Source organism: Nostoc sp. CCY 9925, from assembly GCF_963920935.1.
Classification (GTDB): Bacteria; Cyanobacteriota; Cyanobacteriia; order Cyanobacteriales; family Nostocaceae; genus Nostoc.
In genome coordinates this window covers 1-16,630 of the sequence record NZ_CAWUDO010000137.1, presented here as the reverse complement: position 1 = coordinate 16,630, position 16,630 = coordinate 1, and the positions used below count along the sequence as shown (strand labels likewise).

Annotated in this window: 10 protein-coding genes; 5 read left to right on the top strand and 5 right to left on the bottom strand. The window is 37.8% G+C overall.

Going from position 1 to position 16,630, the window contains the following annotated elements:
- Positions 1 to 501: 501 nt before the first annotated feature.
- From ACM0OY_RS35945 to ACM0OY_RS35935, 3 genes are read left to right on the top strand one after another with little or no spacing between them, the layout of a single operon-like run.
- Entirely contained in the window at positions 502 to 1,476 is a 975-nt protein-coding gene (locus ACM0OY_RS35945) for a CHAT domain-containing protein (protein WP_414573509.1), read from the top strand.
- 22 nt (positions 1,477 to 1,498) lie between these two features.
- Positions 1,499 to 2,938: a lipase/acyltransferase domain-containing protein gene (locus ACM0OY_RS35940; RefSeq protein WP_414573508.1), complete on the top strand. Its 1,440-nt coding sequence runs from the start codon at positions 1,499 to 1,501 to the stop codon at positions 2,936 to 2,938.
- 16 nt (positions 2,939 to 2,954) lie between these two features.
- Complete coding sequence (locus ACM0OY_RS35935; RefSeq protein WP_414573507.1) at positions 2,955 to 3,236, top strand: hypothetical protein; 282 nt, start codon at positions 2,955 to 2,957, stop codon at positions 3,234 to 3,236.
- 65 nt (positions 3,237 to 3,301) lie between these two features.
- On the opposite strand, the gene ACM0OY_RS35930 is transcribed toward ACM0OY_RS35935, so the two are convergent.
- The 5 genes from ACM0OY_RS35930 to ACM0OY_RS35910 form a co-directional block, all read right to left on the bottom strand.
- The gene (locus tag ACM0OY_RS35930) at positions 3,302 to 5,635 is read right to left on the bottom strand and encodes a dynamin family protein (RefSeq protein ID WP_414573506.1); all 2,334 of its coding nucleotides are present in this window, start codon (positions 5,633 to 5,635) and stop codon (positions 3,302 to 3,304) included.
- Positions 5,636 to 5,646: 11 nt separating this feature from the next.
- The gene (locus tag ACM0OY_RS35925; protein WP_414573505.1) at positions 5,647 to 6,432 is read right to left on the bottom strand and encodes a hypothetical protein; all 786 of its coding nucleotides are present in this window, start codon (positions 6,430 to 6,432) and stop codon (positions 5,647 to 5,649) included.
- 7 nt (positions 6,433 to 6,439) lie between these two features.
- Entirely contained in the window at positions 6,440 to 8,848 is a 2,409-nt protein-coding gene (locus ACM0OY_RS35920; RefSeq protein ID WP_414573504.1) for a dynamin family protein, read from the bottom strand.
- 652 nt (positions 8,849 to 9,500) lie between these two features.
- The gene (locus tag ACM0OY_RS35915; protein ID WP_414573503.1) at positions 9,501 to 10,334 is read right to left on the bottom strand and encodes a hypothetical protein; all 834 of its coding nucleotides are present in this window, start codon (positions 10,332 to 10,334) and stop codon (positions 9,501 to 9,503) included.
- 410 nt (positions 10,335 to 10,744) lie between these two features.
- Positions 10,745 to 12,097, bottom strand: coding sequence for a CHAT domain-containing protein (locus ACM0OY_RS35910; protein WP_414573502.1), 1,353 nt, complete (start codon positions 12,095 to 12,097; stop codon positions 10,745 to 10,747).
- A gap of 584 nt (positions 12,098 to 12,681) precedes the next feature.
- On the opposite strand from ACM0OY_RS35910, the gene ACM0OY_RS35905 reads away from it, so the two are divergent.
- Both ACM0OY_RS35905 and ACM0OY_RS35900 read left to right on the top strand, forming a co-directional pair.
- Positions 12,682 to 13,050 carry a DUF1304 domain-containing protein gene (locus ACM0OY_RS35905; protein ID WP_414573501.1) on the top strand — a complete coding sequence of 123 codons (369 nt, stop codon included), beginning with the start codon at positions 12,682 to 12,684 and terminating at the stop codon, positions 13,048 to 13,050.
- Positions 13,051 to 13,346: 296 nt separating this feature from the next.
- Positions 13,347 to 16,630, top strand: a 3,284-nt coding sequence (locus ACM0OY_RS35900; RefSeq protein WP_414573500.1) for a hypothetical protein, incomplete at its 3' end; no start/stop codon positions are given.

The following is a 16,630-nucleotide window of genomic DNA, read 5'->3' as shown; positions in this document are numbered from 1 at the left end:
CAAAGGTGCAGGTCGATGCAACAAAGGTGCAGGTCGATGCAACAAAGGTGCAGGTAAAGAGAGTTGTGTGTATACCATAGCCGCTTTGGGGAGAGGCTTAAAAACCCTAATTTTTCGTGCCCAACTCAGGATCTTAAAGCTCCTCTCCCTCTCAAAGAGGGGTTCTACGGTATACACACAAGTCAGATCCAGTTTTATTCCAATACGCTTGGGATAAGCCAGAAAGCCCTCATGTAGAGACGCGATTTATCGCGTCTAAAAGACTGACACGTTCACAAGACGCGATAAATCGCCGTCTCTACAGAGAATTTACTCGTCAATTATTCGTTCACAGACTACTATTTCCGACTTGTGTGTACACCGTAGCTCAAAGAGGGGTTGGGGAGAGGTTCATCGAACTCACGTTACATTAATTCATCTGTTAATGTCGATAATTTCTAGAAAATTAAATTAACTCAGTATAACATTGCTCAAAAGCTGTTATAAGTTAGCCCATTTTTTATGAAAAAAATAGTAATCTTAGCATCTAATCCTCAAGGAACTTCGCGCTTGCGACTTGACAAAGAAGTACGGGAAATTTATGAAGGATTACAGCGATCGCAGTGGCGAAAACATTTTGATATCGAATCCCGATGGGCAGTTCGTCCGCGAGATATTCATCGTGTTTTACTTGACATTAGACCACAAATTGTTCACTTTTGCGGGCATGGGGAAGGCGACGCCGGATTAGTGTTAGAAAACAATGTTGGAGAACTCCAATTTGTTGGCACAGAAGCATTATCCGGATTATTTAAATTATTTGCAGATTCTGTAGAATGTGTTATTTTAAATGCTTGCTATTCCCAAAAACAGGCTGATGTCATAACCCAACATATCAACTATGTAATTGGGATGAATCAAGCAGTTCAAGACCCTGTTGCAATCGACTTCGCTGTTGGCTTCTACGATGGATTGGGATCTGGATTGACAATTAAACAAGCATTTGAAATAGGTCTAGCAGCAATTCAACCTAACTCTTCTATTTCTACTCGAAAGTTGATACCAGAACATTCTTGGGAAAATGAAACAGACTCTGAGGCTCAATCTCATTTTATGCCCATTTTAAGAACGAAAGCTGGTTTGGGAGAATACACCGATCCTGCAAACTATATAGGAACGGTTTGGACTCAAATCATTCCAGAGTTGAGTAATGCAAACAAGCGCCATCTAATTACCATTAAGTGGGCAAGCCTAGAAGGATTTTGGCAGTGGCAACAGACACGGGTGATTCCCGAGGGTGGATTGTTACTTTGCTACCAAAAAAGAAACAAAGATGTTTTTCCAAGAACTACAATTGTTTCTCCTCTGTCTGAAATATATGAAGATGGAGTGGTTTCAATTTCCAACGCAACGAAAGTCATCAATGGACATTTAGAAGAACCTGCAACGGCTTTCAGGGAAGAGATTAATAGCAAATGGCAAGAAATTAAATACTGAGAAAAAGATTGGAGTAACTACAATGGCTAACAAAGCTCCCATGAAAGACATGGTTGTTATCCTTCCTGGCATTTTGGGAAGTGTTTTGCAAAAAGACGGCAAAGACCTCTGGGCAATCTCCGGTAAGGCAATCTGGCAGATTGTGACTAAATCAGACGAAGCATTGAATAACCTGAAATTAGGTCAGGACGATCCAGAAGCAGAAAGTTTAGGCGACGGTATTCGAGCAACTGCACTGATTCAAGATACTCATCTAGTTCCAGGATTATGGAAGATTGATGGTTACACCAAAATCGCACGTTTAATTACCGACAACTTTCATGTCACTCCTGGCGATATTTACAACGACCCAGACGATAAAGCTGCTAACTTCTACCATTTTCCCTATGACTGGCGACGGGATAATCGAGCAAATGCACGATTGTTGAAAAAGCTGATAGACAAGCGATTAAAATGCTGGCGAGAGAGTGGTGCTAAAGATGCAAAGGTAATTTTGTTAGCCCATAGTATGGGTGGATTGGTGTCTCGCTATTACTTAGAAGTATTGGAAGGTTGGCAGGATAGTAGAGCTTTATTTACCTTTGGTACTCCCTACCGGGGTTCCTTGAAAGCGGTCAATTTCTTGGCCAATGGTTACAAGCAGCTTTTTCTGGACTTAACTGAGGTGATGCGATCGCTCACCTCCCTTTACCAACTGCTTCCCCGCTACAAGGTGATTAACATTAATGGAGAGTATCACCGGATTGCTGAAATAGACAATCTCCCCAACATCGATCGGCGAAAAGCCCAGGATGCTTACCAATTTCATCTAGAAATAGATGCAGCTGTCGAGCAACATCTTAAAGATGAGCGATACCACAAATCGTTGAAAACAGTTCCAATTTCTGGAACGCAACAACCAACATTACAATCGGCTGTCCTCAAAGATGGAAAACTTATCGCTAGTGAGGACTTACCAGGAGTAATGAAAAATCAATTGAGTTTAGGCGATGGCGATGGAACCGTACCCAAGGTTTCCTCCATCCCGGTGGAGCGAGCAGACAATTTTAATAATTTCTTTATTGCTGAACAGCATGGCTCTTTGCAAAACCAAGCTCAAGTATTGGATACCTTATTAGATGTTTTGCGTCTTAGTCAGTTCGATTTAACGCAAGTGAGAGGTGAACCGAAAACTGCCATTAGTCTGAGTCTGGATGATTTGTATTTAGCAGATGAGGCGATCGCCATTCGTGCCAGATTGATTGGAATCTCAGATTCGGCAATCAAAAAGCTGAAGGCTGAAATTCAATCAGTTGACAACGATCAGCCTGTTCTCAGCTTTGACTTTGTGGAAGGAGACCGTGATTGGATATTGACAATCGATGATTTGCAACCAGGACTTTACCGAGTGAGAGTGCAAACAGAAAACTCAGGCGATCAAGCCCCAACTCCTGTTCACGATCTGTTTGAAGTTGTGCGGTAGAGGTAAATAATCCAGCATGAAACGAATCTTGATCCTGGCATCTAATCCCAAAGGAACCTCAGTTCTTGATTTGGATCGAGAGATCCGAGATATTCGAGAAGGACTGAGGCGATCGCCAAACCGCGATCGATTTGACATCGAAGTCCGGGGAGCAGTCCGCCCCATTGACTTAAGACGCGCCATGCTGGAAGTGGAACCACAAATTGTTCATTTTTGTGGACATGGCAGTGGAAAAGGTGGATTGGTGTTAGAGGATGATGATAGTAGGCCATCGCACTCATACTATTTTGGGTATTAGAGATGATGGAAACAAGAGCGGATCTCTGCTTTTGTACATGAGGCTAAAGTGATACACGTTTACACTCAAATATTAGAAACAGACTCCAACTGTACTTCTTGCAAACGAGTCCTTTTGAGGGCGGTAGATAACTGCCGTAATCTTTCACTAACTTCTAGATTAGACTCTTGCGATCGTAATTCTTGTGGTATTTCTGCTAAAAGAAGTGGGTTTCCTTGCAACCATTCATTTTGGGCAATCCCCATCCATGTGCTTTGCTTTTCTCTAAAAGTATCAATCAAGCCCTTGAGTTCTTGAATACAGTATGGTTCAAAACCTGCTGCTTCAAAAATTGCAGCACGCAAGTATTCTTCAAAGGCATTTATATCGTTTTCGACCTCAAAAGTTACATCGTCATGTGGAGATTTAAATTCGTTAGAAACATTTATAGCAACTTTTGTAGCAACATCAATAAGAGGCGCTGCAACTCCTGTCAATCCTAAAATTTGTTGCCTTATTTCTTGATTATAAAGCAAGTTATAACCGTATTTAGCGTATCTTTTTAGAACTTGAAAAGCTGGCTCTTCACCCATGTAATAGTTATCAACTATTTCAATATCGGCTCCCAGGCTTTTCGCAATTTTACCACGGGCATCGCTATTAATTGGAGCGCGAATTAATACTTCTGCCACTGGACGAGCAAAACGTAAAAATAGAACACTTAAACTATTTTCTAGTTTGAATAAAAAGTATTCGTCAGATTTGTCAATTAATCTTTCTTTTACTTGGTTACTACCCCACAATAATGTTGTCATGTATTCGACTAACTTTAATGCTTCATCTTTCAATTCCAAAGCTAATTGTCGAGCTATGGAAGATAAAAGTTTGCTAATGTCACCGTATAAATCTTCACGCCAAGCGAAATTAGCTTTCATGCGGTCAAACTCAGGGAATGAGTTTGCAGCAAAGATAATATCTTTTTTTCTAAATGCTTCTTCTTTTAGTTTTTGTATCTCACTTGCAACAATCTCTAAATATCTCTGTTTGAATTTACTAAGACTTGTTACAGAATTTGTAGTTAAATTATCTAGAGAGTTATTAGCAATAGAAGAGTTATAAAATTGTTGAAGCTCTCCTTTCTTTTGTTCCCATCTTTTATTTAACCATTCACTAAATAAAATACGTTTACGGTTTTCTTCAACTTGTTTTGCCTCCTCAGGGTTTTCAGGATATCGTTTGCTAACTAAATGATAAATTTTTTCTGAATTATTTAGGATTGTATTGATTGAAGCATCGCATCTTTTTTTTAAGATAAATACACGTTCAGTGTTGATATAATTAAATATTTTTTCCTTGATTTCTGGAATTCCAGTACTTTTTTTATTTAAAATTTCCTCATCACTAATTCCAGTTAATCTTTCCAATTGAGATCTGATATTGTTTACGTCACCAATCTCTGACTTGGTTTGTTCTCCAGCTAATCCGTTTAAAACTAAATATGCCCCAGCTGAACCATATACAATACGTTCCTGTGGAAGTCTGGCACGTTTATACCAATCTTGAGATGCTTCTTCAATATGAGTTTTCAGCGCTTCTGGAGTAGCTAATGAGTCAATACGACTTAAAAATACAAAAAGTTTATCAGCAACGGTAATATTTTTATCACCAAGTTCTGTAAATTTGATGATTTCTAATTCCTTCTCCCTCAGGCTAGTAAAACGCTGTACTAATATTACAGCGTCACAATCTGAGAGCATTTCCTTCGCTTCGTCAACGTGCTTTGCTAAACCTGAATCTAAACCAGGAACATCGTAAAATACAATACCTTCAGCTTGAGCTAGTTTGTTTGTATAAAGTCTTGCTTCTAAAACGGCATGAGCATACTTTTCGTCTGCTACATACTTTTTAAGTGATTCTCTAATATCTTCTAGACGAGTAAATGGAAAAGTACAATTACCTTCGCTTCTTACTTGCTCTAAAGTTATTTTATTTTCTTGTATAGTTTTAATATCTTCTTGGGCTTTTGCTGCTTCAAGTTCGTTTAATAAATTAATAAATTGCTCTTCTGTTTTTGCTTGGACTTCCAGTTTTTGCTCTATGTCATTTTGAACTGAATAAATTTGTGTTGTTGTAAATGTACATCTTCCACTTTTAGCTGGAAGTAAATCACATTCTAACCAAGCATTAATGAAAGTACTCTTTCCTGCTTTCTCTAAACCGACAACTGCAATCCGAAATTCCCGTTTTTTCAATCTTTCAAGTTGCCGACGGGCTGGTTCTGCTTCTTGTAAAAGTATTTCTTTTAATTCAGGGGGTACTTCAGCTTGAGGTAAATTAGCTAAGTTAATTGCGTATCGCTGCACATTTAAAGCTTCACTAAGACGAGTCTCATAAAGAGAAGAAGCTGTTTTCCAATCCATCTCTAGGCTCCTTAAACACGATTAAATTTTTCTAAACCAGATAAATCTCCAAGAGGAGCTAATTTTTTAACGACTCCTTTATGATTAGATGGTAAATTTCTTTTTAAAATATATGGAACTGTTTTATCCAGTATTTCTTCCCCATCCTTAATCTGAATTCTGACATAAACCTCTCTGCGATCGCTAATAATTGAAATATTTTCATCCGTTAGATCTAAATCCTGTTGTAATAATTCAGCATCAGCATCTTTTATAGATAGAAAATATGACGAATTATCTATAAGTTTTTCAATTACATCAGCATCTATTAAATCTTGTTCCTTTAAAGAATTTAGTATATGAGCAGGTGCTACAAGACATAAGGCTACAGTAAGTGGTTGAAGCTGAGCCACTGAAGGTTGTGAAGGCACAGCTACCGGTTGTTGTGCATTTCTACCATTACCCTCTCTTTCTTCATTTTCTCGTCTTTGAATAAATTTAATACATCCAATTACTCCAACAAGTAGACAAGCGACTACTACAATCCAAAATATTTCTCTTTTGCTTAAATTTATAAAGAAAGGATTATACATCATTTTAATTGGGACACCTATATTATTAACAATTTCTCCATCATCATCTTTTGTAGCTGAAATTTTAATGCCGAAATTATTACAAATATATTCAGCGTTGTGACGTTCACCATCAAGTATTATGTACAAAACGTTATATAAAACACCACGTCTTAGGGATTTTATCTGAGGATATACATAATTAAAAACTTGATTATATAAATCGTATAAACTATCATTCGCCACTTTTAATTTAAAGCTCCTCTTTCAAGGGTTTACTTAAACTGTCAAAATCTTCAATAAGACTTTTAGCTTTTTGTTGCATGGGTAGCCAGACATTTTGTTGCATTTCATAATCTATAGTAATTTCTCTGTTTGCAGTATCAAGTCTTTCTTGATAGCGATTGAGAATATCATTTTGGATTTTATCCACATTTTTTCCTAAGCTATCTATTTGCTCTAATAGCCAACGTGAGATTTGTGTCACTATTTCTTTATCTGCTGTTTTAATCTGAAATTGCCAATTCTCAAGTAACTTTTCTGTGCTAGGAATTTCAGCATTATCGCTAGAACGAGTTTTATATTCCGTTTCAGAGTATTTTTGTTCTACAATCCACAATGTATACCAATTCCTTTTAGTCTTTTCTACTTGTATAGCCTCTTTCCAAGTTCCTGATGTGACTGCAAAACCAGCTTTGAAACTTAAATTAAATGTAGGTTTACTGTCAACTCTGATTAGTTGAGAATCAGGAAATTTAATTGCAAGATTAGGCGCAATATTATTTGTACCTTTTTCTATATGGGATAAATGACATTTAAAAAGCTCAACTACGGCTTGGTACATTCTATCTAGCTCTTGGCTAGAAATTTGCTTTAATACATCTTGCATAACAAGATTTAAATGAGTAGCCAGTTCATTTAGATTTTCATTTAATTCCTTAAGTTTCTTCTTCTCATCCTCTGTTCTTGCTTCTATTTTTTTACCAGATTTGGCAACTGAACCTGTGTAGCCCAAGTTGATTAGTCTTTTTAAACAATAACCCAACAGGTTTACAGAGGAAACATTTGCTTTTTTCAAATTTGGAGTATCTAAAACGACTCTTCCAGTTTCTAAAGACTTAGCTACTGTTTCTAAAACTTGGTTTATTCCTTTACCTATTCCCCTCCGCCATTCATAAAGTGAGCATAGTTTGTCTCCCAATTCATTGTAAGCTTCAACCTTATTCAGATTTTTGATACTATTTTCTAAAAAAAGTACTGGATCATCTTCTGACTCGCCTGCTAGAACTTGTTTAATTTTTTTATCTATTTCTTCAAATGGTTCTCTTAAGTTTTTGTCGCTTTCTTGCAGGAAACTATCAAGTGCTGATCTAATCCAACCTATTTTTTCACATTCCTCTTTATATTGTTTTTCTGAACTATTAATAATCGCTGTTGTTGTTTGAATAGCCCACTCTGTAATAGCGTTTCCAGCACCAATATTAAAACGCTCTATTGCTTGGGGGATTACCAGCCGTGGGAAATGTTGACTTATATGATCCTTCAAATGCTGTTGAAAATCTTCTGCATAAGATTTTTTCCATAATGCATCAGCAACCCTATTTCGGTCATGTACAGACCACCTTTCTACTTTACGTGGTAAGTCTTCTAGTATATCTTCATCAATTAACCCATTAAAATAGTTATCTGCTTTTTTACAAGCTTCTGCACTAGAATTTTCATCATTTTTCATTTGCAGCGCTAATAAAGCAGGCCATGTACTCAGTTTTACAACCGTTAAATTTTCAATATCTGTCGTGTACTCTTTTAATTGTCCAGTCAGTTCTTGTTTGATACTTTGTATTGCATTTTCAACGAAGCGTTTCTCTGTTTCTGGATAATTTTTATCTGCTCTAAATACATCAATACGATTGAGAATAAACAACATACGTGCAGGAGAACCACCTAAATCTTTCACTTGTTGCACCACCTCTTCCAACAAGTTTTTGACTTTTTCTTTGTCAGTTTCTGCACTGTTATAGGTTACTAAGCACAATGCCTCACGACACTGTTTAATCACATTTGCATTACCTTTATCACCCACATGTGCTAAACCAGGCAAATCCATGATTTTTACCTTTACATCTCTGGGTAGTTCTAGCTTTGATTCCTTGATAAGTCTGAAAGGATAAGATATGGTTGATTGCGGACAAGCTAAATCAAGTTGTTTCTCTCTGTTATCGATGTAACTGATCATTACATCATGCAAGCGTTGATAAATTCTTTCATCAGTAATACCTGTCCATTTTCCACACTCCCACAATGCTCCTGGAGTTTCATGGATTTCTAAAGACTTTTCATTGCTGTATTCTACAGTTACTGCTCCTGCGCTCATTTCACTTACAGCGACAGGAACAATCTCTGCCCCACATAATAAATTTACTAAAGTGCTTTTCCCGCTACTGGTTGTTCCTGTTGTCGCAAGAGTAAGAGTAGGATTGCGAAGCTCATATACTAATTTATCAATCGCTATCTCTAAATTGTCAGAAAGTTCTAGCAATTCACGCTGATATCTATCTGGTAAATGCTGAGAAATTTCTGTGTAAAAATTATCCCAATATTTAGTAAGTAGTTGTGCTTTTACTTGTACTTCTTCAAATACTTGGTATATTTTGATGCTCATATTTTAATACGTTTATTTGCTTTTACACGCTATATAAAGAATAGAAATAAATTTACAAAATATCTATTTTGTAAATGGATACTACCATAATTTTAAATAAATATAAAGTATTTAACCAAAGATTTGCTATGTCGTTACTAACCCTCATTATTTGGAATTTCTTATTTTAAATTTATTTGTTAAAAGAAAAATATCAGTTTACATTTTTTATTATCAAACAGAATTCAGGAGTCAGGATTCAGAATTCAGTTGGGTATTTTGTACGACTGGCGGATAGCGCAGCGTAAAGCCTGCGGCATGGCTTCTCTACGAGACGTAGCTTGCTTCCCCGCAGGAGCGTCTGAATAACCTCTTTTTAGACCCCCACTAAATCTACGATTTGGTGGTCTTCAATCAGCGCAAAGTCAGAGCGGAGGAAACCTCCGCTCTGAACTTTGTAAGATAGTAGCGGAGTAAGAGAGTAGCGGATCTATGCTCAGACAAACACCTTACCTAAGTCAAAGGAGCAAACGCTTCTTTTAGGCTTACCTAGATATTCTTAGCCCAATTACAATTATTTAATAAGTGCCAATAGTCTGCAATTATTATCTCTGTCGGTACGTTTGATCACGCACAAATTAATAGCGATCGCTGTTAACTTGTGGGTTTCAGTCTATACTAATTCTATTAATTGATTGGGAGCAATCAAAACTGGCGTTAAACCATCCTCATCATCTAAAGTTGGTTCAGTCGAAGATTCTGGGGAACCTCTGAGGGCTACACTTTGATTGGTATTAGGATTTAACTTAAATCGTGAAACTCCACCAACAGTCTCTACCCAAATTGGACAAGCTTTGAAGCCGAAACCAAGGGCTTGGCTGCCATTAAAGGAGATTTTAGTATCTACCTTTTTTTCCACAGAAATTTTTGAATTTAATCCAATTACATTTTTAATAGCGTCGATATTAATGTCTATTCCCCGGTCGCTGTCCTGATAAACTCTAATCCCAAAAGAGTTAGATTTTAGAACATCGATGATGATGTAAGCTTCCCCTTGTTCATTAAATTGAGCAACAAAGTCATCATCAATCGAAGGCTTCGAGCCTCTCAAGAATTTAGTAACAGAAGCAGGCATAACAGTGTCATACTGAACATTTTCATATTCAAACTCGATTGTAGAAGCTTTCCTAAAAACTGATTCTATGCCTGCGCTCTTTCCACCCAATGCAGATAAAAGATCGTTGAGAATTGAAATACCAAACTTTAACTCTAATTTATTTGTTTTCAATCCACTGATCGTTCCTGCTTGAAGATTTTCAAAAACTTGGGGAAGAGATGGAACGGGTTCGGCGACTATATCTCTAAGATTACCATAAATAGTTGAAATCGAAGTTTTAGGATCGCGGGATAAAACAGTTAATGGGGTAATTCCCTCTCTCGGCAGTTTAATTGCGTTATATCCAAGCTGATTTAAGTGGTCAATTGCTTTGTCTGTGCAAGTCGCCATGTTTGACAATCCTTAATTTAGTTTAATCACCAAAAATCTAAATTTAACTATTCCGCAAATAGTAAGGAATAACTTCGAGATCAAGCTACTACAGCTATGACTAACTCGGAGAAAATATTTTACAAGCTTACCAGTATTAAACGTATTAAATTATGAATTTTCTTCTCAAAACATAGTTGGCTTGAAAGCAACCAACAGTTGGCTTCAGAGCAAAGCGATCGCAATTTACTTGCGAAAGACTACAGTGAGATTGCTGCTTATTTTTAATCAAAGCAACAGAGCGATCGTAAATTTTTTTGCCTTGATCAAGACAGAATTATTAGAAAGGGAATAATTTAGAAAGACTTATTCTCTCTAGCAGGAGGTTCAGCAGAGACTAGAATACCTATTTAACCTCAAAAATTTTGATGCTACAATTCCTCAAACTCTGTTGCAATGAAGTTAGAGTTATCACCCTCTTGAAGATTCAGAGTATACTCAAATGGTCCCTTTGCTCGTTTAACTTTTAAACCAGTAAAGTTACTACCATTTTTGATAGAACCAATATTTAGCTGAATGACTCTACGAATCTCCTCTGCAACGGCAGATGTTTTTCTGGGGAAGATAATGCTATCTGCTGAACGCATATATAAAACAGGCACTCCCCACTGCGCATTAGCAGGCTTTTCGTTAGATAGATACTGAGAATATGATGATTCTGAAACGACTTCAAGCTTACGCTGATTGCTTGCATCTTGCCCCAGCATCGCTAACCTTCCGGCGGCTACTGCTTCATCTACAGATAACCCAGCTGCTAAGGCTGCATAAAATGTTTCACTAAATGCGATCGCATGGTTATCTAAGACTTCATACTGCATTGCAACTACAACTGGCACTCCTTCGGCAACTAAGGTAGGAGCAACCCCCGCCCACTCTGAAGCCCCATCTCGTCGAGCCGATTCACAGGTTCCGAAAACAGCGACCCTAACTCCTGCTTGTTTAAGTTGCAGTCCTAACTCACTTGCAGACATTGAATAGGTTGCTCCAGATGCATCTTTTTGTAGTACAATGTAACCTTCTTGGTTAAAAGAACCATGCCCTGCAAAGTAGAAAAGCTCTGGCTTTTTCATCAAGGCATCTTTTAAACCACCAATCGTCACGTTTTCAAGTAATGGTTGCCACTCTAAAGTCACATCATCTACACTAAATCCTTCAAGTACCTTCGTCAGATTATTCTTTTCACGCTCTAAATTCAGGTCTTTATTGGGATTTGCCATCGCTACTAGTAGGCGAAGTTGCTTAGGATCGATGCCCTCAACTTTTGGATGCTTCTTAGCGATTGGTTCGTGTCTGACTAGTGAAATCTGAGGATTGAGAACCAAAAAGTGCCGATAGCCTGTTTCACCTGTGTTCAGAGGGAGATAAGTATATTCCCAAGGCAATCGTGCTAGTTCGGGTTCACTGGTCAGCAAGCGTAATCGTACACCTCCATCCTGACCTGCATCTGTCATAACTTGCTCAAACAGGTTACGAATTTCTCCAGGCGGCAAGAGTAAGTTTGCTAGATGTTCACCAAGTTGAATTAGGCTTTTTTGATTGATCGCTCTATGTTCCAAGCGACTGAGGCTTTCTGCTAGCTCATCGTAGTTGTAGTTTACAGTAGTTGCTTCTCGACTTTCGCCAACCCCAGGTGATGGCAGAACAGCAACTTTAAAGTTTTGGGCAAGGCGATCCAAATCTCTTAATTGCAGATAAAAGTCAAGATATTGTCTTTCTTTCGTCATGGGTTACATCTCTTGCCTATGGCAGTGTTTTAGATGAGTCGATCTAGCTTTATTTAAATATTTAAAGTTACGTTGATTATTTATTGATTAAAAATAATTCAATCTCGCATCATGCATATCTGTTAATTGTTAAAACTAAAGGTTTTTCAGTATACATCATGCTAAAAATAAATAGTAAATAAGTGTACATATATTAAGAAGAAATTTAGTTTAATAAATTTAATTTCATATTTTTAATAAAGGCGGTTTTGTGGAGACAAAAAGGTTATATAACCACCTCTATTTAATAGAATTGTTATCTGGCAGTTTTGTTAAGCTAGTGTTTCAAACTCAGCGATACGTCAGCCTTGATTGCCTGTGCTGGTTTCTTTGAGTGACGAGACTGCTGCCGCACAAACAACCCAAGCTATAGGAATCATATTTGATTTTTGAAATATACGTAGGGTGTGTTATGCCGTAGGCTAACGCACCAAAACCTTCGGGTGGTGCGTTACGGAAGCCGTAACACACCCTACACATACTTAGATTTTTTCAGAAATCAAATACTAGTCCTATATATATTTCAGATAAGGATAGGTTCTAAAATGTCAATTTTAAGTACTGTTGCTGTTCTAATTGTTGCTGCTGTACATATTAGTATCTCAATAGTGGAAATATTTTTTTGGGAAAATCCATTAGTTTACCAAAGGCTTGATTTCACTGCCGAGATAGCCAGTAAAGCTGCTCCAATTGTACAAAATGCAGGTCTTTATAACAGTTTTATTGCAGCTGGTTTAATTTGGGGAGCTTTTGCTAAAAGCAATTCTCTGGAAATCTGTGTATTTTTTCTAGTGTGTGTCATAATCGCTGGCGTTTTCGGAGCATTGACCTTAAAATGGACAACTCTTGTACTTCAAACACTTCCTGGATGTGTTGCATTAACTCTTGTTTGGTTAGCGTACTCTCGGTTGTAATTACAAATAGCTGTAAATGAGTGAGCCATTGAAGACCAAATCTGTTTTTGAGCGAACTTTTTCTTAAAAAGAGTATGCTGCTTCAGAGGATGTCTGAAAAGTTTTTTCTATACAGCGAACGCTTAGAGATCCCCCTAAATCCCCCTTCAAAAGGGGGACTTTGAGACTCTTATTCCCCCCTTCTTTAAGGGGGGATCAGCAAATATTTGATACTTCTCAGACATCCTCTCAAAAATGCGACAAGAGCGATCGCCTTCAACTAAATCAGCTTTAACTTCTTGCCTTAGGGATGAACTATGCCAGTAGCTAGTAGCAGAGTAGGACTTGATTTCACAGACTGCGTAAAGGATCGCACCCGTAACTTCACGGGACGGGAGTGGGTATTCGAGAATATTTCTAACTGGCTGTCCGATGCCAATGGCTCACGCTATTTCCTGTTAACTGGAGAACCGGGAAGTGGGAAGACGGCGATCGCTGCTCGACTCACTCAATTTACTACAGGCAAAGAGAAAAACCAGAGATTTGCTCAAGGCTTTTTAAGAGCAGTTCACTTTTGCTCAGCTCGTGATAGTATTTCAGTCGATCCGAAAAACTTTGTTGAAGCTATAGCGTTACAGCTTGCCCAGATTCCCGCGTATGCCAACTTTTTGAAAGAAATTGATACCAAGCAGGTCAACATTCAAATTACTCAAAATGTTGGAGTTGTAACCAACAGTACTGTACAGGGAGTGGTAATTAACAATCTGGATGTTTCGGGGATCATGTCAGCGCAGGAAGCCTTTAATCTAACTGTTTTGAACCCTTTAGAAGCTTTATATAAACAGGGATTTAGTGAACCTATCGTTATTTTAGTTGATAGCCTGGATGAAGCTTTAACTCATGTTGGGGAAACCAAGATTGTAGACTTACTTTCTAAAATTCCTCAATCGCTCAAAGCACGATTTATTCTCACAAGCCGTAAAGAAACACAAATTGAGAGTGAGTTCACAGGGATTAAAGAATTATTCCTCTCTGCTACAGAGTTTGAGGATATTAACCAGGATGATATTAAAACATATGTCAAAAAGCGTTTGCAAGATCAAACATTATCTCCTCAACTTAATGTTAATCCTGATTGGAAAGAGCAGAAAGCTACCGAAATCTCAAAGCTATCAGAGGGGAACTTTCTGTATGTTCGATTCTTACTGGATGCAATTGCAGACGATCAACAATCTATTACGGAACTGGGGAACTTACCCAAAGGTTTAGACGCTTTATATTTCGATTCATTGAGACGGGTAGTAAAGCTGGGGAAAAAAGACTGGGGAAACATCTATGCCCCATATCTTGGTGTTCTCTCTGTAGCGCAGGAAGGTCTTACTGTAAGTCAATTACAAGCTTTCACACATCAATCAGAATCAGTTACACTAGAGTGCTTAAATGATTTGCGGCAGTTTGTTGATGAAATTAAGCCAGAGTTAGGGAAAAGCCCTATACAAAAATATAAGCTTTATCATCAATCAGTTATAGATTTTCTAGGAAGGCGACTAATTACCATTGATGATAAAGAGCAAAATAATCTCTATTACACTCCAGAACAAGAGCAGCATCAACGTATTCTACAGTCCTATCGTCCAGTAGATAAAGCATGGAAAGATGTTAATTTAGCAAAATTTGATGAATACGGTTTACGTCATCTAACTCAACATTTAGTTAAAGCAGGGCGTATAGAAGAACTTCACGATTTGTTAGCTTTGGAGACTACTGCCGAGCGTCATGCATGGTTTGAAGCTAAAGATCTGATCGGTGACATAGAAGGGTTTTTAGCAGATATCGCATTGGCATGGAATAAAGCAGAGGAGGAGTTTCAAGACAATCCAGGAAGAGCGATCGGTTTACAATGTCGTTATGCATTAATTACAACTTCGGTCAGCAAACTGGCAAGTAATATTTCAAATAGTTTGTTAATTGCTTTAGTCAAAAATCAGGTGTGGACAGAGCATAAAGCACTAAGCTATGTCAAGCAAATCCCAGATTCAGTCCAACAGTTTGACGCATTAATTAGCTTAGTACCACACCTAGACAGTGAAACATTGCAGCAAGAGGGTTGGCGGGAAACCTTAAATGCAGCTTCGAGCATCGGATCAGACTCTTCGCAGGAAAAAGCTTTTGAAAAGTTATTTCCCAGCTTACCCGAATCTCTAAAGCAAGATGCTCTCAAAATAGTTTTACAAATTACCGACAATAGTCATAGGTTAAAAGTCCTTCGGCAATTATTTCCAAGCTTACCCGAATCTCTGAAGCAAGATGCTCTTAAAATAGCCTTGCAAATTCCGGAGAATGCTTCGAGCGATCTTATTAGTAATTATGTTTATACTCTTACTATCATTATTCCTCATCTTTCTGAAACACTTATATCAGAAGTCTTTACTGCAACACTAAATACAAGTTTCTGGGATGTGTTTAGAGTTCTCGCTTCTCATCTTCCTGAACACCAGCGAATTATGCTATGGCAGAAAGTATTAGAACGAAATATAGACAGAACATATTCAAGGATAGTATATAGTGATAAATTTTATGAGCTTGGCTTAATTCAAGTGACTGATCATTCGATAGATGGTAAAGTTGCTGCTCATTTACCTCAGTCTGCTTTACCAGAAGCTTTAAAGATGCTTTTGACAGTTTCCGAGGAAAACCAAGTTGCTGGGCTAATCGCTTTGGTTCCTCATCTGTCAGAATCCCTGCGTCAAGAAGCCTTGAAGATCGCGCTAAGAATTCAAAATGATGAATTACGGATGTGGGCACTTAGATATTTAGCACCTTATCTGGAAAAAACTCAGCAACAAGCTTGGCAAGAGGTTTTGAAGATAGCTCCCACACTGAAATTGGATCATCAGGAAAGGAAGTTACGGTTCTTTATCGATTTAGCACGTCACATACCAGAATCATTGCAGCAACAAGCTTGGCAGGAAACGCTAAATGTATTTGTAAGTCTAAATGACTATTACCGAGGGGATAAGAGTGTAGAAATCATTCCTTACGTACCTGATGTTTGGAAACGAGAAGTTTTGAACGGAGTCTTGTCAATCTCCGATCGGCATAATAAAAAATACGCACTTTTAAAGTTAGTCCGTTTTCTACCAGGAGAATTGAGACAAGAAGCTTTAGATGCTGCGTTGGCAATTCCAGCGCAACAAGCACTAGCTGATCAAATCCAGGAATCATTAAACACATCGGATGCTGCCCAATTACCTGATTTTTTAAAACAAGCAGGGAAAAAAGCATTGAACATTGCTGCTGCTACGTTTAGTTCGTTTTCAGAATATGAAACCCTTGAGTCGCTATGTAGTCGTATTGATTGTTTACCTGAATCTCTAAAGCAAAAAGTTTTGAGTGATGTTCTCAAGATCAACAAGGAAGACAAACAATCAGAATTATTTCAACAATTGTTTCCTCACCTAAATGAAGCTCAAAAACAGCAAGTTTTACAGTCTGCACTAAAATATCGCAATGAGCATGAGCAGTCAGGGTTATTTCTGGGGTTGCTTCCTCACCTAAATGAAGCTCAAAAACAGCAAGTTTTACAGTCTGCACTAAAATA